Source organism: Pontibacter mangrovi (genome assembly GCF_006385705.1).
GTDB lineage: Bacteria > Bacteroidota > Bacteroidia > Cytophagales > Hymenobacteraceae > Pontibacter > Pontibacter mangrovi.
Genome location: NZ_VFRQ01000017.1, coordinates 31,455 through 49,145 on the forward strand (window position 1 = coordinate 31,455; position 17,691 = coordinate 49,145).

Annotated in this window: 16 protein-coding genes and 1 tRNA gene; 7 read left to right on the forward strand and 10 right to left on the reverse strand. The window is 51.9% G+C overall.

The genetic code is table 11. From position 1 onward, the window contains the following. Positions 1 to 137: 137 nt before the first annotated feature. Positions 138 to 1,349: an OmpA family protein gene (locus FJM65_RS19910; protein WP_140623903.1), complete on the reverse strand. Its 1,212-nt coding sequence runs from the start codon at positions 1,347 to 1,349 to the stop codon at positions 138 to 140. Between the two features lie 271 nt (positions 1,350 to 1,620). Continuing rightward, positions 1,621 to 3,429, reverse strand: coding sequence for a translational GTPase TypA (typA, locus tag FJM65_RS19915; protein ID WP_140623905.1), 1,809 nt, complete (start codon positions 3,427 to 3,429; stop codon positions 1,621 to 1,623). Positions 3,430 to 3,644: 215 nt separating this feature from the next. Between typA and msrB the strand changes: the two genes are divergently transcribed. From msrB to FJM65_RS19930, 3 genes are all read left to right on the forward strand, one after another. Beyond that, entirely contained in the window at positions 3,645 to 4,199 is a 555-nt protein-coding gene (gene msrB, locus FJM65_RS19920) for a peptide-methionine (R)-S-oxide reductase MsrB (RefSeq protein WP_140623907.1), read from the forward strand. A gap of 152 nt (positions 4,200 to 4,351) precedes the next feature. Then, the gene (locus tag FJM65_RS19925; RefSeq protein ID WP_239023036.1) at positions 4,352 to 4,615 is read left to right on the forward strand and encodes a hypothetical protein; all 264 of its coding nucleotides are present in this window, start codon (positions 4,352 to 4,354) and stop codon (positions 4,613 to 4,615) included. Positions 4,616 to 4,806: 191 nt separating this feature from the next. Continuing rightward, positions 4,807 to 5,157 (forward strand): hypothetical protein, encoded by a 351-nt coding sequence (locus FJM65_RS19930; protein ID WP_140623909.1) that lies wholly within the window; start codon positions 4,807 to 4,809, stop codon positions 5,155 to 5,157. Between the two features lie 58 nt (positions 5,158 to 5,215). Here FJM65_RS19930 and FJM65_RS19935 read toward each other — a convergent pair whose 3' ends face one another. Then, a complete protein-coding gene (locus tag FJM65_RS19935) occupies positions 5,216 to 5,449 on the reverse strand; it encodes a hypothetical protein (protein ID WP_140623911.1) in 234 nt (77 codons plus the stop codon). A gap of 193 nt (positions 5,450 to 5,642) precedes the next feature. Between FJM65_RS19935 and metG the strand changes: the two genes are divergently transcribed. Further along, positions 5,643 to 7,685, forward strand: a complete 2,043-nt coding sequence (metG, locus tag FJM65_RS19940) for a methionine--tRNA ligase (protein ID WP_140623913.1) — start codon at positions 5,643 to 5,645, stop codon at positions 7,683 to 7,685. 80 nt (positions 7,686 to 7,765) lie between these two features. Here the strand turns inward: metG and FJM65_RS19945 are convergent, their stop codons facing one another. The 6 genes from FJM65_RS19945 to purL all read right to left on the reverse strand — a co-directional run bounded on the left by FJM65_RS19945 (position 7,766) and on the right by purL (position 14,403). Next, complete coding sequence (locus tag FJM65_RS19945; RefSeq protein WP_140623915.1) at positions 7,766 to 9,013, reverse strand: MDR family MFS transporter; 1,248 nt, start codon at positions 9,011 to 9,013, stop codon at positions 7,766 to 7,768. A 353-nt stretch (positions 9,014 to 9,366) separates the two neighbouring features. Further along, the gene (gene pth, locus FJM65_RS19950; RefSeq protein WP_140623991.1) at positions 9,367 to 9,930 is read right to left on the reverse strand and encodes an aminoacyl-tRNA hydrolase; all 564 of its coding nucleotides are present in this window, start codon (positions 9,928 to 9,930) and stop codon (positions 9,367 to 9,369) included. Between the two features lie 272 nt (positions 9,931 to 10,202). Then, positions 10,203 to 10,790 (reverse strand): 50S ribosomal protein L25/general stress protein Ctc, encoded by a 588-nt coding sequence (locus FJM65_RS19955; RefSeq protein WP_140623917.1) that lies wholly within the window; start codon positions 10,788 to 10,790, stop codon positions 10,203 to 10,205. A gap of 119 nt (positions 10,791 to 10,909) precedes the next feature. Further along, entirely contained in the window at positions 10,910 to 11,839 is a 930-nt protein-coding gene (locus FJM65_RS19960) for a ribose-phosphate pyrophosphokinase (RefSeq protein ID WP_140623919.1), read from the reverse strand. Between the two features lie 168 nt (positions 11,840 to 12,007). Then, positions 12,008 to 12,080 (reverse strand) — tRNA-Gln (locus tag FJM65_RS19965). 106 nt (positions 12,081 to 12,186) lie between these two features. Next, positions 12,187 to 14,403, reverse strand: a complete 2,217-nt coding sequence (purL, locus tag FJM65_RS19970; protein WP_140623921.1) for a phosphoribosylformylglycinamidine synthase subunit PurL — start codon at positions 14,401 to 14,403, stop codon at positions 12,187 to 12,189. A 260-nt stretch (positions 14,404 to 14,663) separates the two neighbouring features. Between purL and FJM65_RS19975 the strand changes: the two genes are divergently transcribed. The 3 genes from FJM65_RS19975 (at position 14,664) to atpC (ending at position 16,987) form a co-directional block, all read left to right on the forward strand. After that, the gene (locus FJM65_RS19975; protein ID WP_140623923.1) at positions 14,664 to 14,891 is read left to right on the forward strand and encodes a hypothetical protein; all 228 of its coding nucleotides are present in this window, start codon (positions 14,664 to 14,666) and stop codon (positions 14,889 to 14,891) included. A 241-nt stretch (positions 14,892 to 15,132) separates the two neighbouring features. Then, the gene (atpD, locus tag FJM65_RS19980) at positions 15,133 to 16,644 is read left to right on the forward strand and encodes a F0F1 ATP synthase subunit beta (protein ID WP_140623925.1); all 1,512 of its coding nucleotides are present in this window, start codon (positions 15,133 to 15,135) and stop codon (positions 16,642 to 16,644) included. A 97-nt stretch (positions 16,645 to 16,741) separates the two neighbouring features. Further along, positions 16,742 to 16,987 (forward strand): ATP synthase F1 subunit epsilon, encoded by a 246-nt coding sequence (gene atpC / locus FJM65_RS19985; RefSeq protein WP_046310612.1) that lies wholly within the window; start codon positions 16,742 to 16,744, stop codon positions 16,985 to 16,987. A gap of 129 nt (positions 16,988 to 17,116) precedes the next feature. Here atpC and FJM65_RS19990 read toward each other — a convergent pair whose 3' ends face one another. Beyond that, positions 17,117 to 17,626: a YkgJ family cysteine cluster protein gene (locus FJM65_RS19990; protein WP_140623927.1), complete on the reverse strand. Its 510-nt coding sequence runs from the start codon at positions 17,624 to 17,626 to the stop codon at positions 17,117 to 17,119. Between the last annotated feature and the right edge of the window lie 65 nt (positions 17,627 to 17,691).

Here is a 17,691-nt window from a genome sequence, read left to right on the forward strand (position 1 = left end):
AATTATTCTAAATAAGTATGCGGCAGAAGTATAAAAAAGGCTAAAAACAGCCGTGCCTGCCACAGGACGCGGCAGGCACGGTTTTCAGAGTATAGATTAAAAGGATGGCAGCTCCTGGCCAGGACCTGCCGGGGTGGTTACAACTTCACAAATTCCACGCGCCGGTTATTAGATTTGGCCTCCGGCGTATTGTTTTTGTCTATCGGTTTAGACTCTCCCAGTCCTTTGGCGGCCAAGCGCTCCGCAGCGATGCCCTGCTCCACCAGGTATGCCTTCACGGCCTCGGCGCGTTGCTGGCTCAGTTTTATATTCGAGTTATCATCGCCGTCGCTGTCGGTGTGGCCCTCTACCGAAAACTTAAGCGATGGCTGCTCCTGCAGCAGTTGTGCTATGCCTGCCAGCGTACCCACCGACTCGGGACGGATGGTAGCCTGGTTCACGTCGAACTTAATGCCGTAGGTCACGATCTTGCCGTCGGCCATCACCTGGTCGTACAGTTTCTTGCCGCCCTGGGCTATCATCACGTTTTTCACCATGGTCGTGGCCTCAATGCGTTTGTCTACCTCTATGCGCAGGCCCGATGGTTTGCCGCTCACGTTCGGGATGTTGATGAGGCGCTGCTCGTCCAGGTATACTTTCATGCTGCGCTTGTTAAACGAGATAGCCACATGCCGCCACTGGTTCTTCACGCCCTTCGCCGCCAGTTCCTCCGACTCGGAGCCAAAGGTTTTAAAGCGCGCCATGTTTGCCCGAATGTCGAGAGCGTTCCAGAAATCACCGTCTAGGGCCTCTTCATACTGGTCTGCATCATTCAACAGGAAGATGTTGTAGGCTACGTTGCCGTTATCAGTCTCAAAGTACAGGTCCATTTCTATGGTAAAAGTTTCGGGTAGCCAGCGCTCGCCTTTTACCAGCGGCTCCACGTCTGTGCCCGTCTGCACCAGGTTAATGACTTTCTCATCTCCAAACATGGCTATCTCTGCGTTGCCATGGTTCAGGTCCCAGCGCGACGGAAATTCGCCAACTTCCTCACCGGCCAGGTTATCTGCAAAAATGATCTTCTCGCCAGGCACAAAATCATACTTCGTCCAGGCTTTCATACTGCCTGCTTCTGCCACCGCGGCACTGCCTCCACCGCCACCGCTGGGAGTTTCTTCTGAGGCTGTAGCGGCCGCGCCGTTTTTCTTCTTGCCATCCAGGGTGTCGTCAATCGTCTTGTCGATCTTCTGATCCATCTTCTGGTTCAGCTTATTCTTGATCTTGTTGCCGATGTTGAACTGGGCATGGGCAGGAACCACACAGAGAGCCAACAGAAAGGCGAAGGCATGCATCAATACTTTTTTCTTCATAGCAATAGGTTTTAAAAACCTAAAAGTATAAATTAATATTTTTAAAGTATAAAATTGTATGTTTTGAGAAACGAATTAAAGCCGCTCTTTAGTGGAAAGTATAAAGTAGAGGGTGAGGCGGCAGTTTGGGCAGGTGTAAGCGGAACGGATTGTAATGTTTGGGAGGAGCAAAGGTAGGGCGAAAGTATAAGAAGTATAAAAGCAAAAGCCCCAGCTGGAGTTAACCAACCGGGGCTTTATGGGAATTATTTATACTTGTATGCAGGTAAGCTTACGCGTTATCAGCTCTGGACATACGGTTACGCTCGTTCTCATCGAGGTAGATCTTGCGCATGCGGATGCTCTTTGGTGTTACCTCCAGCAACTCATCCTTCTGGATGTATTCCATGGCTTCTTCCAGGGAGAACTTCTTGGCCGGCGCGATCTTCACGTTGTTGTCAGAGCCGGAAGCACGCATGTTTGTCAGCTTCTTGCCTTTCTGAATGTTTACCGTGATGTCGTTCTGACGGCTGTGCTCGCCAATTACCTGGCCCATGTACACATCCACGCCCGGATCTACGAAGAACACGCCACGGTCCTGCAGCTTGTCGATAGAGTAAGCTGTACCAGGGCCCTGTTCCATCGAGATGATAGAACCGTTGTTACGGCTAGGGATATTTCCTTTGTGCGGCTCGTAAGCCAGGAAACGGTGGTTCATGATCGCCTCACCGGCAGTAGCTGTCAGTACGTTGTTACGCAGGCCGATCAGGCCACGCGCCGGGATGTTGAACTCCAGGTGCTGCAGGTCGCCTTTTGGCTCCATGATCGTCAGTTCGCCTTTACGCTGCGTTACCAGCTCGATTACCTTACCGGCAGTCTCCTCCGGAACGTCCACCACCATGTGCTCGATTGGCTCATGACGCACACCGTCAATTTCTTTATAGATTACCTGTGGCTGGCCAACCTGCAGCTCATACCCCTCGCGGCGCATGGTCTCGATCAGTACAGACAAGTGCAGGATACCGCGTCCGAACACCAGGAAGGTATCCTCACGGTCGGTTTCCTGCACGCGCAGGGCCAGGTTTTTCTCTGTTTCCTTGAACAAACGATCGCGCAGGTGGCGTGATGTCACGAACTTACCCTCTTTGCCGAAGAAAGGAGAGTTGTTGATCGTGAACAGCATGTTCATGGTTGGCTCATCGATAGCAATACGTGCCAAAGGCTCCGGATTCTCCGCATCAGCAATTGTGTCGCCAATATCAAAGCCCTCGATACCTGTTACAGCGCAGATCTCACCAGCTGATACTTCCTGTACCGTTTTTTTGCCAAGTCCTTCAAACACCTGAAGCTCGGCGATCTTGCCTTTTTTCATAGTACCGTCTGCTTTGCAAAGCGAGATCGGCATACCTTCTTTCAGTGTTCCGCGGTGCACACGGCCAATCGCGATACGACCCACGAAAGAAGAATAGTCAAGCGACGTGATCTGCATCTGCGGGGAGCCTTCACGGTATGGGGCAGCAGGAATCACATCAATGATGGCATCCAGAAGAGGCGTGATGTTGTCCGTCGGCTGCGTCCAGTCGGTGCTCATCCAGCCCTGCTTGGAAGAACCGTACAGCGTCGTGAAGTCCAACTGGTCTTCTGTCGCGTCCAGGTTAAACATCAGGTCGAACACCTGCTCGTGCACCTCGTCAGGGCGGCAGTTCTCTTTATCTACTTTGTTTACCACCACAATCGGCTTTAGGCCAAGCTGGATGGCTTTGCTCAGTACGAAACGCGTCTGCGGCATGGCCCCTTCAAATGCGTCTACCAGCAGCAGCACACCGTCGGCCATCTTCAGTACACGCTCTACCTCACCCCCGAAGTCGGCGTGGCCAGGCGTGTCGATGATGTTGATTTTTACGTCTTTGTAGCGAACCGACACGTTCTTTGAAACGATCGTGATGCCGCGCTCGCGCTCCAGGTCGTTGTTGTCCAGGATCAGGTCGTCGAACTGCTGGTGCTCTGCGAACAGCTTAGAGGCATGGATGATTTTATCCACGAGCGTGGTCTTGCCGTGGTCTACGTGTGCGATGATCGCAATATTCCGGATATTTTGCATTGAATTGGTTTTTCGAGCCGCAAAAGTACTAAAAAGGCTTTAGACTTTTACTAGTTGTCTCGAAATAAACAGGTTATGATTACTTTAATTTACCCCAGATGCACTTTTGGCACAGGTTATGAAGCAAACATTACTTTGTTAAAGTTTGTTTCCTAGGTGGTTATAAATTTAAAAGTGCCGAAAGCCGCCCAAGCTTACGGCCCGTAAGTATGCGTATGAGACTGACACAGATAATTTGCATGGTTCTGCTGCTGAGCTTCTCGGCATGTGCAGAGGAGAGTAAGACAACAGCGCTGAATGCCTCCACCGCCGCCACAGGCGAGGAGCCGCTGAGCGAGGAACTGATAGCTGAGCTGAATGACCCAGCCCTACAGGATACGGTGGTGAAGACGGAGGCGGAGTGGCGCAAGCAGCTGACGCCCGAGCAGTACTACGTGCTGCGGAAGGAGGGCACGGAGCCGCCGTTCAAGAACAAGTATAACAGCAATAAAAAGAAGGGTGTCTATTATTGCGCCGCCTGCGGCAACCCCATGTTCAGCTCCCGCACCAAGTTCGAGTCCGGCACTGGCTGGCCCAGCTTTTACGCGCCCATCTCTAAAAAGCAGGTAAAGGAAGTGGAGGACAGGTCGTTTCCGGGAGAGGTACGCACCGAGGTAGAGTGCGCCCGCTGCGGCTCCCACATCGGCCACGTGTTTAACGACGGCCCCAAACCAACCGGCCTGCGCTACTGCCTCAACTCGGCGGCGCTCACCTTTAAAGAGCAGAAGTGAGGTTAATTGGTTTTTGAATACCCGGACCTGTAGAAACTGTAGTTTAAATGTCTGTTTAACAATTCAGCGATTTAGCCTTTCAACAGTTAATATCTATTAACTAACAAACACCCGCTGCCGTACTTAAATCCTAAACCAAACAGAACAAAACTATGGCAGAGCTACATTCAGAAGCTGATAATATAGAGAACACGGCACAGTGCATTATAGAGGCCTTTAAGAAGTTTGAGGTGCGCGAAGGAAGCGTGCTGCACTACCAGCAGCTGTACCCTTACCTGCAGGAGCGCTACCCGCACTACAAGGATGTGCAGAAAGAGGCAGAGCATCACCTGACAAAGGAAGGCTACGTAAACCCAGCACCCGACGGGCTGATGCTGACGCAGGTAGGCCACGAGCATGTATGGGGCGATAAGTAAGCCTAACAGCTTCTAAAAGAAAGAAATAAGTAGAGGCGCATCTTCATGCGTCTCTTTTTTTGCGCCAAGTTGAGGTTAGGCCGACTCTATCTTACCTGGAAGTATAGCCATAGTTTCTGATAACCAGCAGTATTGGCTGCGTATACTTAAAGTATAATCTGTTTTAAACAGGAGAAGTATAAACAGGAGCTATGAAATCATATAGAAGTATAACGTATAGTATAAGTATGGCAATGGCCGGTTTAGCTGCCTGCACCTCGCTCAGCGAAGGGCAGGAGGGCATGCCGCCTCCCGCGCCTGCAGAGGAGCGGGTAAGGCTGGAGCAGAATCCCAACGCCGCCGTGCGGCAGCGTATGGATGAACAGGCCAGCGAGATAAACCGCAAGCGCAACATTGAGCAGTTCGACCAAAACAAACCCGCCATGACGCCCAACCCCCTTCGGCCGCAGGAGCTGCCGCACGCACCCCAGGATACCTCTAAGCATAATTTAAACCAAGTGTGGCCAACGCAGGTGGAGCCCCAACCCGTAGAGGAGAATTAAAAATCAAAGCGCCGCCTACACTTAACGTATAGGCGGCGCTTTGATGTAGCGTTTGCTTTTATTTCTTCTTCTTTTGAGGCGTGGTGTCTTCCGGTTTCTCCTCATCGCTCAGGTGCAGCTCGTCTGGCTCCAGGTTCACGTACACCTCGTTTTCAGGCGGTGTGTTCCTGGACTCTCTGTCTTTGGGGGTGCCGGGTGGTGCAGGATTTTTGCTTAGCTTTTCTTTGCTGTCGCGCTCGCCCAGGTTGTCGCCTTCCTGCCGGGAGGTTCTGAAGTTATCTTTGTTGTTCATGGATAGGAGGATTATGGTTTCAATAGCGTGGCCAAAGCCCGTAGGCAGGGCCGCATGAGCCCCTGCTCTTGTCGGTGTTTGCCATGTTTTACGGAAAACGACGGTAATTGGCTGTGTCGGTTCGTATAGCACAAGCGGCGGCGGCACAACATTCCGTCGGGTATTTGTATATTTGCTTTCTGAAATAACCAAGATGACAGAGAACCCCAAAAGATATACCGTAACGGCTGCCTTGCCGTACGCCAATGGCCCGGTGCACATTGGCCACCTGGCAGGTGTATACTTACCTGCCGATATTTACGTGCGCTACCTGCGCCTGCAAAACCGCGATGTGAAGTTTATCTGCGGCTCCGACGAGCACGGCGTGCCGATCACCATCCGCGCCAAGAAAGAGGGTATCACCCCGCAGCAGGTGGTAGACAAGTATCATAAACTGATCAAGGAGTCGTTCGAGAATTTCAACATCTCCTTCGACATCTACGACCGCACCTCCTCCAAGATCCACGCCGAGACGGCCGGGGGCTTTTTCAAGAAGCTGTACGAGGACGGTAAATTCATAGAGCAGACCACGCAGCAGTACTACGACGAGAAGGCGCAGCAGTTCCTGGCCGACCGCTACATTGTGGGCACCTGCCCGAAGTGCGGCAACGAGAACGCCTACGGCGACCAGTGCGAAGCCTGCGGCACCTCCCTCAACGCCACCGACCTGATCAACCCGAAAAGCACGTTGAGCGGCGCTGTGCCGGTAATGCGCGAGACAAAGCACTGGTACCTGCCCCTGAACGAGTATGAGCCGTGGCTGCGCGAGTGGATCGTGGAAGGCCACAAAGGCGACTGGAAGCCGAACGTGTACGGCCAGTGCAAATCCTGGATAGACCAGGGCCTGCAGCCGCGCGCCGTTACCCGCGACCTGGACTGGGGCGTGCCGGTGCCGGTAGCCGGTGCCGAGGGCAAGGTGCTGTATGTATGGTTCGATGCGCCGATCGGCTACATCTCTGCCACTAAAGCGCTAACGGATGACTGGGAGAAGTACTGGAAAGACGAGGAGACGAAGCTGGTGCACTTCATCGGCAAGGATAACATCGTGTTCCACTGCATCATCTTCCCGAGCATGCTCAAGGCTCACGGCGACTATATTTTGCCGGACAATGTGCCGGCCAACGAGTTCCTGAACCTGGAGGGCGACAAGATCTCGACCTCGCGTAACTGGGCCGTGTGGCTGCACGAGTACCTGGAGGAGTTTCCGGGCAAGGCTGATGTGCTGCGCTACGTGCTGGCTGCCAATGCTCCTGAGACAAAAGACAACGACTTTACCTGGAAAGACTACCAGGCCCGCAACAACAACGAGCTGCTGGCCATACTTGGCAACTTCATCAACCGTGCCGTGGTGCTCACGCAGAAGTACTACGACGGCGCTGTGCCTGCCCGTAGCGAGCTGACCGACTACGACAAAACCGTGCTGGAGGACCTGCAGGGAATACCGCTGGTGATCTCGACCTACATCGAGCGCTACCGCTTCCGTGATGCCCTGGCTGAGCTGATGAACCTGGCGCGCCTGGGTAACAAGTACCTGGCCGATACGGAGCCTTGGAAGCTCATCAAGACGGATGCCGAGCGCGTGAAGACGATCATGAACATCGCGCTGCAGATATCCGGTAGCCTGGCTATCCTGATGGAACCGTTCCTGCCGGAGTCTGCCGCCAAGCTGCGTACTATGCTGAACATGGCTTTGGGCAACAGTTGGTCTGCCGCCGGTGCCGCAGATCTTCTAAAAGAAGGCCACGTGATTGGCAAGCCGGAGCTGCTGTTCGAGAAGGTAGAAGACGCTGCCGTGGATGCGCAGGTACAGAAGCTGCTGGACACGAAAAAAGCCAACGAAGCGGCAAACGCCGTGGTAGAGCCAGCCAAAGAGGACATCACCTTCGAGGACTTCACCAAAATGGACGTCCGCATCGGCACCATTATAGAGGCAGAGAAAGTAGCCAAGACCAAAAAGCTCCTGAAGCTGAAGATCGACACCGGTATTGATCAGCGCACCGTGGTCAGCGGCATCGCCGAGTTCTTTAAGCCGGAGGAAATTGTGGGGCAGCAGGTAAGCATCCTGGTAAACCTGGCCCCGCGCGAGATAAAGGGCATCACCAGCCAAGGCATGATCCTGATGGCTGAGAATGCGGACGGCTCGTTGGCCTTCGTTCAGCCAAGCAAGGAGATCAAAAACGGCGGAACGGTAAGTTAAAAGTATAAATCATAATAAAGTATAAACCCTCACTTGTCTGTATGGCAGGTGAGGGTTTTTTTAAATATGGCATTGCGCCTCTATACTGTAGCAGCAGTTGTAACCTGCTTTGCGACCCGCTCCCGCTCGATGTGCTGCACCACAAAGTATAAACCCACGGCTGTTATGGTTGCCAAAGCTCCCGTGCACCACCAAAGCGTAGCAAAGCCATACTTAGCGGCAAGCGTGGTGCCCAGGTAAGGAGCTACAACGTGTGCCGCAGCATAAGATATGGTGTACAGCCCCATGTATGCGCCGCGGTTGGCGGGGCCGGAGCGCTCCACAGTGATGGTAGCCATAAAAGGCATGGCCAGAATCTCGGCTATACTGAGCAGCAGCATCGCTAGAAAAAGAATGCTTGGGTGGTGCGTCAGGTTGAGCAGCACGTAAGACACTCCCAATACCAAAACGCCGCCTGTAATGATCCAAGCCTTGCGCGCCCGCTCGCCTATCAGGTACACCACGATCATCTCCAGCAGGAACACAATTAGCCCATTTAAAGCGAGCAAAAGGCCGATTTTGCCTTCCGGCAAAGTATAAACCTGACGGTAGTACAGCGGCAGCGTGGAGAGCAGCTGAAAAAACACCATGGCGAAGAGGCTGCAAAGTACAGCAAACAGCAGAAAGTAACCGTCCCGATAAGGAGAGCGGGTTGGCGCTGTTGCGGGAGTAGTTTCATTTGGCTGCTGTGCAGGCTGGTGCCCCTGCAGGTTCCGGAAGTAGAAATAGAAGAACAGCCCGGCCATAATGCAAGTCAGCCCGTCAGCAATAAACAGCCAGCGGTACGAAACGGCTGCCAGCAGGCCGCCCAGCGCAGGGCCGATAGAAAAGCCCAGGTTCAGGGCCATGCGGTTGAGGGAGAAAGCGCGCGTTACGTTCTCTGGGCGGGCGTAGGAGGCGATGGAGGAGGAGTTAGCAGGGCGCAGCATGTCGTTTACCAGGCTGAGTATAAACACGCCACCCATCAAGGCCTCGAGCTGGCGTAGGCTCAGCAGCATAAAGTATAAACTGCCGCCCAACGTTAGGCTCAGGAACTGCACCTTAAAATGCCCCACCTTATCTGTAAGCCAACCTCCCAGAAACGCGCCGCAGACCGCGCCAAGCCCATACATACTCAGTACCACCCCGGCCTCTTTTAACGTAAAGCCTAACTCCTCTGTCAGATACACGCTCAGGAAGGGCGTCACCATGGCGCCGCTGCGGTTAATCAGCATCACCAGCGACATCATCCAGGCCGGGCGGGAGAGGCCTCCGAAGGCGTTGCGGTAGAGCAGGAGAATACGTTTCATGGCTGTGCCCAGAGGTATGGCTGGCGAAAAGGCAAATGTATACTTTCAGGCGGATATTTCTGTTGCTGCTCACATAAAAGTAAAAGCCCCTCACAAGTATAAGTTGGGAGGGGCTTTGGGAGAGACGCAATACCTTGCATCTCTTTGCTTGCCAGGTAAGGATAACTGATGCCTCCAAAGTAATGCTCTTTCTCCTTTGTGCAAATGGTTACAAAGTATAAGCCAGGAGAACCTTAGTCCCAGATCACCAAACGCGATGATGGGATTCTGTACTTCTTCTTATACTTATCCATATTAAGATATACGGAATTCCAGATGCAAAAAGAGACGCAAGGTATTGCGTCTCTACGTTCTTACTTCGTATTAAACTGGTTCATGGTGCGCTCCAGCCCGATGGTACCGAAGGAGATCACGGAGTCGGCGGCTTTCTCTATCAGCGTTTGCAGTTCCGGCTGCTCATTCTCGCTGAACTTGCTCAGCACATAATCCACCTGCTTGCCTTTGTGGTAATTGTCGCCGACGCCGAAGCGCAGGCGCGGGTAGTTGTTGTGGCCCAGCGTCTGCTCGATGTGCTTCAGGCCATTGTGCCCGCCGGCGCTGCCCTTGGCACGTATGCGCAGCTTGCCAAAAGGGATGGCAATGTCATCTGTGATCACCATCATCTGCTCCGGCGTCAGCTTCAGCGAGTTTAGCCAGTGGCCTACGGCTTTGCCGCTCAGGTTCATGTAGGTGGTGGGCTTTACCAGCACAAAGGTGCGGCCCTTGCTTTTTATCTCGGCTACAAAGGCGTGGCGACCGGAGTCGAAGCTGGCGTCGTGTTTTTTTGCCAGGTAGTCCAGTACCATAAAGCCGATGTTGTGGCGGGTGTCAGCGTATTCAGGGCCGATGTTGCCAAGGCCCACGATCAGGTATTTCATACTTGTATCTTCGGTGGTAGCGGGCGATGCAGGAGCAAGGCCCAGCCACTTTTTTATCTTGTTAATTGTTGAATGGCTCAAGGTCTTGATTGCTGATTATTTACTGTTGATTGTTTGGAACGGATATTATGCAACAATCAGCAACTAACAACCAACCATTAAAACGGCAATTTAACCATTAAACAGTTTAACCATTCATTAAAACAAAAAATCCTGCCCCGCTCGCGGCAGGACAGGACTTTTGAGAATATTCTGAGCTGTGGCTCAAAAAATTACTTTTTACCACCACGAGCTTCTTCAGCCTGCGCGCTCTTAAGGGCACGCGGAATAGTTACTGTAGCGATTGGAGCGCTTGGGTTTGTCAGGATTTCGTAGTTATCCGGCTGGATTTTAGAAACCTTGATAGACTTGCCAAGTTCCAGGTCAGAGATGTTTACCTCTACGAAGTCTGGCAGGTTGGCAGGAAGCGCCTTGATCTTGATAGCGCGCAGCTTAGTAACCAGCTTACCACCGGCCAACACACCAGGAGAAACACCAACGAACTTAACCGGAACGTCAATTTTCACTGGCTTGTCGTCCTGCAGCTCCAGGAAGTCAACGTGCAGCAGCATCTCGTTCACTGGGTGGAACTGAGCATCCTGCAGAACGGCTCTGTAGTGCGTACCTTCAATGTTCAGGTCTACCTCGTGTACCTCTGGCGTGTAAATCAGGTCACGGAACAGGATAACAGGGGCATAGAAATGAACCTGCTCGCCACCACCGTATAGAACGCCTGGTACAAAAGAGTCATTACGCAGTTCTTTGGATTGCTGCTTGCCGAGATTTGCTCTTTTAAACCCTATAATCTCTAACGTTTTCATAAAAATGTTTTTTTAAAATATATTGCTACAAAAGTATAGCCTTGTTTGATTGTTAAATTGTTAAATGATTGATTGTTGTTCGTATAGAGTATAAAAAATCAACAATCATCAATCAACAATTAAATGAATAAGGAACTGATCGACTCGTGGGTTACCACGTTGTTGATCGCTCTGGCAAAAAGGTCTGCGAAAGACAGTACCTTGATTTTAGAGCTTTCCTGGCGCAGCGGAATCGTGTCCGAAACCACCAGCTCTTCCAGCACTGAGTTATCGATGCGCTCGTATGCCGGGCCGGACAGTACCGGGTGCGTGGCAATAGCGCGTACCGATCTCGCTCCTTTCTCTTTCAGCAGCTCCGCTGCCTTGGTGATAGTACCTGCCGTGTCCACCATGTCGTCCACCAGCACCACGTCCATACCGTCCACGTCGCCGATCACCTGCATCGAGGCAATTTCGTTGGCCCGTTTGCGGTGTTTGTCGCAAACAACCATTTCGGCGCCAAAGTTCTTGGCAAAGGCTCTTGTTCTTACCACACCCCCTACGTCAGGCGATGCAAAGATCAGGTTCTCGCCCAGGTTTAGGCTGCGCAGGTAAGGCACAAAAATAGCTGAGCCATCCAGGTGGTCTACCGGAATGTCGAAGAAGCCCTGTATCTGGCCCGCGTGCAAATCGCAGGTCATCAGGCGGTCTGCGCCAACTGATTGTATGGCGTTGGCCACCACTTTAGAGCCAATGGCCACGCGCGGCTTGTCTTTTCTGTCCTGGCGGGCATAGCCATAGTATGGCATTACCACAATTACTTTATGGGCCGAGGCGCGCTTGGCGGCATCCACCAGCAGCATCAGCTCCATCAGGTTATCAGCAGGCGGAAACGTAGAAAGTACGATAAACACCTCTGCGCCACGAACTGACTCATTGTAATGTACGCCGATCTCCCCGTCGCTAAAGCGGGAGATGGTAAGGTCGCCGAGCTTAGTGCCGTAGGAGGCAGCTATTTTCTCAGCCAGGTAACGGGATTCTGAACCAGAGAAGATTTTAACTTGTGGCATAACGGTGCTAAAACTAAATAACGGTTTGTTTGGGTTTAGTTGATTATGCCCGCAAAGCTACCAAAAATACTGATGGGAGCCATTAAATATTTCTGATTTTTAACCAGTTACGGTTGCCTTTAAAGCAAAAAAAGAACAACACCCATCAGCGTGTTGTTCTTTTTTAAGTTGTCCGACCAGGGCTCGAACCTGGACTCTTCTGAACCAAAATCAGACGTGTTGCCAGTTACACCATCGGACAAGCTTCCTACTAAACTCTAGAACTTTCGTCCCTTTGTCGTTTGGTGATGCAAAGATAGAGACACGATTTTAAACTGCAAACAATTGCCGTAAAAAAATCGAAAAAATTAGTCTAAAATCTGCTCCAGCGCCGTGTCATAGTGCTTTTTGGCCGCTGTGATGCCTCCGAAAAGGTCGCCGTCTATGTGGCAGTCGTGGGCGGTAACTTTTCCTAATTTCGTGAAAGCCACACCTTTATTTTGCAACGCATTCTCAAAGTCGCCCTGTTTAGCGGGGGCGACAGAAACCACCACGCGGCTCTGGCTCTCACCGAACAGGTAGGCGTCTTTTCTGAAATTTTTATCTGTCTCGATGTCAAAGCCCAGCTCTTTCGGCATGGCAGCCTCCAGTAGCGTAATGTATAAGCCGCCATCTGCCACATCGTGCGCAGAGTTTACAAGCTTCTGCTTGATCACTTCTTTTACCGCCGCCTGCAGCTTCAGCTCCTCGTCCATGTTAAAGTATGGCGCAGGGGAGAGCTTTACGTTGTGGTACGAGTACAGGTACTCCGAAGAGGCAATGTCGTTCTTGGCCTCACCGATCATATAGATCGCGTCACCGGCGTTCTGGAAAGCCAGCGTCATCTTGTTGTCCTTGTCTTCCAGGATGCCCAGCATGCCGATGGTTGGGGTCGGGAACACAGGCCCTTCGTCGGATGACTGGTTGTAGAAGCTCACGTTGCCGCCTGTTACCGGCGTGCCAAAGGCCGTGCAGGCCTTGCCCATGCCTTTGATGGCGCCCACAAAGTGCCAGTATACTTCCGGCACATACGGGTTGCCGAAGTTAAGGCAGTTGGTGATGGCCACCGGCTCGGCACCGGAGCATACTATATTGCGGGCAGCCTCCGCCACCGCAATGGCACAGCCCTCTTCCGGGTCGGCGTATACGTAGCGGCTGTTGCAGTCCACGGTTACGGCAATTGATTTGTCGGTGCCTTTTACCTTCACGATGGCGGCATCCGAAGGCGCGTTGGTGCTCATGTTGGCCGTGCCCACCATGGAGTCGTACTGGCGGTACACCCAGCGCTTTGAGGCGATGTTCGGGTGCGTGGTCAGGAACTCGGCTACGGCCTGGTAATCCTCCGGCTCCTGCACCTGGTCTATGTTGAACTTCTTGCTTTCGGCAAAGTAGGCCGGCTCGCGCCACTCGCGGTGGTACACCGGCGCGCCACCGCCCAGCACCAGGTCATCGGCAGGTACCTCGGCTACCAGTTCATCGTTCTGGTAATAGCGCAGCATGCCGCCTTCCGTTACCACGCCTATCTGCTCGCAGTACAGATCCCACTTGTTGCATATGTCTTTAATGGTCTGCTCGTATCCTTTCTTCATTACGATGAGCATGCGCTCCTGGCTCTCGGAAAGCAGGATCTCGAACGGCACCATGTTGGCCTGGCGCGTAGGCACCTTATCCAGCCAGATGTCCATGCCGTGCTCGCCTTTGGCGCTCATCTCGGAGGTAGAGCAGGTAATACCGGCCGCGCCCATGTCCTGCATGCCGATTACGTGGCCCGACTGGATGATCTCCAGCGTAGCCTCCAGCAGCAGTTTCTCCTGGAACGGGTCGCCTACCTGCACCGACGGAAGGTCTTTGGCGGAGTCTTCGGTGATGTCTTTAGACGCAAAAGCAGCGCCGTGGATGCCATCCTTGCCCGTGGCAGAGCCTACGATGAACACAGGGTTGCCCACGCCATACGAGGTAGCAGAGGCAGTTTCGCCCACTTTCACGATGCCGGCTGAGAAGGCGTTTACCAGCGGGTTTATGTTGTAGCACTCGTCGAAAAACAGCTCGCCGCCTACCGTTGGAATACCAAAGGCATTGCCATAATCGCCAATGCCTTTTACCACGCCTCTAAGCAGGCGCTGTGTTTTCTCGGAACGTGGGTTGCCGAAGCGGAGCGAGTTAAGCTGCGCGATCGGGCGGGCGCCCATCGTAAAAATATCCCGGTTTATACCGCCCACGCCGGTGGCTGCGCCCTGATATGGCTCGATAGCAGAAGGGTGGTTGTGCGATTCGATCTTGAAGCTGCAGGCATAGCCGTCGCCAATGTCCACGAGGCCAGCGTTCTCTTCACCGGCCTTGGCCAACATGCGTGGCGAGTCTTTGGGCAGGGTTTTCAGCCAGACAATGGAGTTCTTGTAGGAGCAGTGCTCCGACCACATCACGGAGAAGATACTGAGTTCTGTGAAGTTCGGGGTGCGCCCCAGGATTTGCTTGATGCGTTCAAACTCCTCTTCCAGAAGGCCAAGCTTCTGGGCGGTTTCTACGGTAGTGAGTTGTTGTTCCACTGTATGTCAGGCTTATGTAACGGATAAGCAAAAGTAGGAACTTATACTATAAGAGCACAAGCATAAACAGCGGCTTTTTCAGTAGGACGGTAACGCATTCAGTATTATTATACTTTATAATGGATTAAAATGCGGTGAGTTTGCATTATGAGGGACAGTTAGAAATATATATATTTTTGTGCCTTTAAATCGTCACTTCATCAGGATTTATGCGTAAAGAAATCCGCAATAGCTTTTCCTTCTTCTTTTATCGTCAGCTTATGACCACCATCGCAAATCCTGATTTGATAGTAACAACGTGCGGCCGAGAACTGGACCTGAGTAGTACAGAGTTGGTGATCGAGCGCTCTAACAGCTTGTTTAGCTACAACATCCACAAGCTAAAGAGCGGAGAGTATATTATAGCTGAAAAGTTTTATGCCAACCCCTTTAACAACCGCTACATTCTGCTGAACGACGAGCAGATAGAGATGCTGAAGAACCTGTAGCAGCCTGAGCGGCAATTTATTGGTTAAGTGCTTTGCCTGCCTGTTGCTTAAAAAGGAAACGGGTGCGCACAATTCCTTCTTTCTGTGCCGGCTCTTTTTATGAAAGGGCCCGGCTGGCTATACCTGCCTGAAACAGTGGCGCAAAACTTTTTAAACCCCGGCATGGATATAAGAGATTTATCCATTAGTTTTGCACCCTGAAATAACTCCGTTATACTAGTTAATCAATATAAAAAGTCAAATGGCGAATATTGGCAGAATAACCCAGGTTATCGGTCCGGTTGTGGACGTTAGCTTTATGGGTGAAAACTCAAAGCTACCAAATATTTTGGATGCCCTTCAGGTGACGAAAGACAACGGCCAGGTAGTAGTACTGGAAGTGCAGAATCACCTTGGGGAAGACCGTGTACGTACCATCGCGATGGACTCTACAGAAGGCCTTACCCGTGGCGCTGAGGTAGTTGACCTGGGTGGCCCAATCAAAATGCCGACAGGCGAAGGCATCAAAGGCCGTCTTTTCAATGTAATCGGCGAAGCCATTGACGGTATTCCGCAGCCTGTTAGCACAGGTGGTCTGCCTATTCACAGAGCTGCCCCTCGCTTCGAGGACCTGGCTACTTCTTCTGAAGTGCTTTATACAGGTATCAAAGTAATCGACCTGATCGAGCCTTATGCAAAAGGCGGTAAGATCGGTTTGTTCGGTGGTGCCGGTGTAGGTAAAACCGTATTGATCCAGGAGCTGATCAACAACATCGCGAAAGCACACGGCGGTCTTTCTGTATTTGCCGGTGTGGGCGAGCGTACGCGTGAGGGTAACGACCTGCTGCGTGAAATGATCGAGGCGGGTATCGTGCGCTACGGTGCTGAGTTCCTGGAGTCGCTGGAGCACGGCGGCTGGGATCTTTCTAAAGTAAACATGGATGAGCTGAAGGAGTCTAAGGCTACCTTCGTGTTCGGCCAGATGAACGAGCCTCCTGGGGCGCGTGCACGTGTGGCGCTTTCTGGTCTGACGATGGCGGAGTACTACCGCGATGGTGAGCCGGGATCCAGCGACTCAGGCCGCGACATCCTGTTCTTCGTGGATAACATCTTCCGCTTTACGCAGGCGGGTTCTGAGGTGTCGGCCCTTTTGGGTCGTATGCCATCTGCGGTAGGTTACCAGCCAACGCTGGCAACGGAGATGGGGGCCATGCAGGAGCGTATCACGTCAACAAAGCGCGGTTCCATTACCTCTGTACAGGCCGTTTACGTACCTGCCGACGACTTAACTGACCCGGCTCCGGCTACAACGTTTGCCCACCTGGACGCGACTACTGTACTTTCCCGTAAGATCTCTGAGCTTGGTATCTACCCTGCGGTAGACCCTCTGGACTCTACGTCGCGTATTCTGACGCCGGACGTGGTAGGCGATGAGCACTACAACACCGCGCAGCGCGTGAAAGAGATCCTGCAGCGCTACAAAGAACTTCAGGATATCATCGCCATCCTTGGTATGGACGAGCTTTCTGACGAGGATAAACTGGTTGTACACAGAGCGCGCCGCGTGCAGCGTTTCCTTTCTCAGCCATTCCACGTAGCAGAGCAGTTCACAGGCCTGAAAGGTGTACTGGTAGACATCAAAGACACCATCAGAGGCTTCAACGAGATCATGGACGGTAAGTATGACCACCTTCCGGAGTCAGCCTTCAACCTGGTAGGTACCATTGAAGACGCTGTGGCCAAAGGTGAGAAGATGATGGCTGAAGCAAAATAAGTTGAAATTAGTTACGAGTTACGAATTCCGGGTTTCGAGTTGGCTTTATGCGGCTCATAACCCGGAACTCGAAACTCTAAACTCATAACTAATAAAAATGTATTTAGAGATAATCACACCTGACAAGAAGGTTTATGCCGGTGAGGTAGAGGCCGCTCAGTTCCCGGGAGCCAACGGCTCGTTCGAGGTGCTGGACTCCCACGCCCCGCTCATCAGCACCCTTGACAAAGGAAGCATCCGTATCACTACCAACAAAGGGCAGGAGTTCTTTACCGTGGACGGTGGTGTGGTAGAAGTGCTCAACAACAAGATTATTGTACTGGCTGAGTCTGTAACAGAGTAATAGTCCGTAACAAAGTATAAACCAAGGCCTCCTGTTCTTCGTGAGCAGGAGGCCTTGGTGTTTTAGAAGTATACGTATGAGACTAACCTGACCCACTCATGCGTTTGTGCAGTTAACAATCCTTCACTTCTAAAATATTGAGACTCCAAATTTATTTGACAGCAGACTGTTGAGCTCCTCAAGGTCCGCCATTAAATCTTGTTGGCTTTGCGTGAATGATGACTCAAGCTTGTTTTTCTGAAGCATGTTTTTCAATTCGGCCATTTTAAAGTAAAAAGACTTAGATTTTAGTTCTAGCGGTAGCATCGCTAGCTTCTTTTCCAGGGCAAGCTTTTTTTGCTTAACCACCTCGATTATTTCAATAGCCGAATCAAAATCCAATTCCTCTTGTTCCTGGGATATTAAAAGACCGCACTTGAAGTTGGCGCACTGTTTTGGTCTCCTGGAGTAAATACTGCAGCCTTCACAAAAATTATAGTTGGTACAGGGTTGAAGAAAAACGCCCTCACCATTTGTATTCTCTATTTCAATTAATTCTTTCAGTACAGGCAACTCCTCACGACCGATCTGCACAAACCCGATCACGGTGCCGTCGCAGCAGAAACCACAAGACAGGCAAATATTTTTTGAATCACTCACTTTTTCTGTATTAAAACCCCATCAAGGTTCGATATAAAACCAAGACCTCCCACTCAATCTTTACA

Coding starts and splice junctions, on each gene's coding strand:
- FJM65_RS19910 (WP_140623903.1), bottom strand. CDS start 1,349: ATGAAGAAAAAAGTATTGATGCATGCCTTCGCCTTTCTGTTGGCTCTC.
- typA (WP_140623905.1), bottom strand. CDS start 3,429: ATGCAAAATATCCGGAATATTGCGATCATCGCACACGTAGACCACGGC.
- msrB (WP_140623907.1), top strand. CDS start 3,645: ATGAGACTGACACAGATAATTTGCATGGTTCTGCTGCTGAGCTTCTCG.
- FJM65_RS19925 (WP_239023036.1), top strand. CDS start 4,352: ATGGCAGAGCTACATTCAGAAGCTGATAATATAGAGAACACGGCACAG.
- FJM65_RS19930 (WP_140623909.1), top strand. CDS start 4,807: ATGAAATCATATAGAAGTATAACGTATAGTATAAGTATGGCAATGGCC.
- FJM65_RS19935 (WP_140623911.1), bottom strand. CDS start 5,449: ATGAACAACAAAGATAACTTCAGAACCTCCCGGCAGGAAGGCGACAAC.
- metG (WP_140623913.1), top strand. CDS start 5,643: ATGACAGAGAACCCCAAAAGATATACCGTAACGGCTGCCTTGCCGTAC.
- FJM65_RS19945 (WP_140623915.1), bottom strand. CDS start 9,013: ATGAAACGTATTCTCCTGCTCTACCGCAACGCCTTCGGAGGCCTCTCC.
- pth (WP_140623991.1), bottom strand. CDS start 9,930: ATGAAATACCTGATCGTGGGCCTTGGCAACATCGGCCCTGAATACGCT.
- FJM65_RS19955 (WP_140623917.1), bottom strand. CDS start 10,790: ATGAAAACGTTAGAGATTATAGGGTTTAAAAGAGCAAATCTCGGCAAG.
- FJM65_RS19960 (WP_140623919.1), bottom strand. CDS start 11,839: ATGCCACAAGTTAAAATCTTCTCTGGTTCAGAATCCCGTTACCTGGCT.
- FJM65_RS19975 (WP_140623923.1), top strand. CDS start 14,664: ATGACCACCATCGCAAATCCTGATTTGATAGTAACAACGTGCGGCCGA.
- atpD (WP_140623925.1), top strand. CDS start 15,133: ATGGCGAATATTGGCAGAATAACCCAGGTTATCGGTCCGGTTGTGGAC.
- atpC (WP_046310612.1), top strand. CDS start 16,742: ATGTATTTAGAGATAATCACACCTGACAAGAAGGTTTATGCCGGTGAG.